Origin of the sequence: Brasilonema bromeliae SPC951, assembly GCF_012912135.1 — a bacterium.
In the GTDB taxonomy this organism is placed as follows: Bacteria; Cyanobacteriota; Cyanobacteriia; order Cyanobacteriales; family Nostocaceae; genus Brasilonema; species Brasilonema bromeliae.
This window is the reverse complement of sequence record NZ_QMEB01000142.1, coordinates 15051-16612: the sequence shown is the minus strand read 5'-3', so window position 1 is coordinate 16612 and position 1562 is coordinate 15051. Positions and strand designations below refer to the sequence as shown.

Below are 1562 nucleotides of genomic sequence, written 5' to 3'. Positions count from 1 at the left end.
AAAATTCGGCAACTTCATCGCCGATGCCGCAACAAAATTACCAACAACCTGCATATCCTGCCCAAGACGCAAGCCAGACTCAGGCGCAGCAAGGCTACGGGCAGCAGCCTGCGTTCGGAAATATTTCGCAGCCGATACAGCCTAATCAAGTGCAAGGATTTCCTGTGAGTCAGCAAGCGCCTGGTCAGTTGCCTCCGCAAAATAATATGCAGTACGGACAAGCACAAGCTTCAGCACCAGCGACGCAACCTGGTTGGACAGCTGATTATCCAAATCCTAATGAAGCAAACAACATGGCGGCACAAGTGCCGATGGATACCGCTCACAAGAAGGGCGGCGGGGTTGGTAGCATGCTCGGCAAGGCTCTCGGGGGCGTTGCGAAAATGGCACCAACAGTCGCTGGAGCCGGCATGGCTGGAATGACAAACATGGCTGTCGGCAACATGATGATGAACGGCGGCTACGGCATGCCATATGGAGGCGGCTACGGAATGCCGTACGGGATGGGCGGTATGGGCGGCGGTTACGGCATGCCATACGGCGGGATGGGCATGGGCGGAATGGGAATGGGCATGGGCGGTATGGGCATGATGTAGTCCTACTGACCAAATATCATCCGCCAAGGTGGGCAGCAGTGCTCACCTTACTTTTTTTAACACTAACTTGCACAGGCTCGAAGCTCAAGGCTCATCCACCTATCTGCCAGTCTTAAAAGACAATCTACCTTTATTTAGTACGACAGTACAGTAGCTATTGCTAATAATAACTATTGCTAAATATAAACATTTCTAACTAAATATAATCTTTTTTCAATGAAATCTAAAAATTTGTCAATATATGGGCAAGAGTGTACATCAATTAACTGGTTATGAGTGAAGACCCAATAACCCGAGATCTGGAAATAACGCCTTTAGAAGTGACCACTTTGCAACTAAGTCTGTATCAAGTCATACAAAAATCTTTTCAGATTTTACAGGCAGTACAAAAAGCTTTAGATATTGAACCAGCAAGCCATCATAATCAAGTTAATGAGTTAGAACCTGGGAACAACTTAATTGAGTTAGAATCTGAGCAGGAAATTATTTCACCTCAAACAGATCCTCAACTCTATTGTGAAAAACATAAAACTTACACTGTTGAAGAACTAGCTGAAGAAAAGAGCTATTTAGCAAATTTTCAGGCGGAAAATTTTAAGAAGAGGGCTGAAAATTACAACAAATTTCTTGAGAGTCAATCTAAGTTTGCGAAGAGTAAAGCTATATTTGAAACCAATCAAGCTAAATTTAGCTCTATAAGGCAATCTAAGAGTTTTTGACATTCTTTTTAGGTAAAAACAACCAAGTCTTGCGCGTTAGCTTAACTTTTAGTTCATCATAGTAGTTATGTTTACAAAAAAACTTAATATTCTGTCTGTCTACAGGTAGTAAACAATCGTAGCAATTTCATTAAAACTAAAAACAGGAATACATCAACCATTTAAATTGTCTCCTGCTGTCTTATGCTTCTAATTCGCAGGGGACTATTTTGTTTGGATTTCAAATAGTTCATACTCAAAACAAAAT

The 1562-nt window shown here is 42.2% G+C and carries 2 protein-coding genes; both read left to right on the top strand.

Annotation, left to right across the window (positions count from 1 at the left end; all coding sequences use genetic code 11):
• On the top strand, positions 1 to 596 hold a 596-nt coding region (locus DP116_RS17695), incomplete at its 5' end, for a hypothetical protein (protein WP_211173345.1).
• 272 nt (positions 597 to 868) lie between these two features.
• The gene (locus DP116_RS17690) at positions 869 to 1315 is read left to right on the top strand and encodes a hypothetical protein (protein WP_169156421.1); all 447 of its coding nucleotides are present in this window, start codon (positions 869 to 871) and stop codon (positions 1313 to 1315) included.
• Positions 1316 to 1562: the final 247 nt, after the last annotated feature.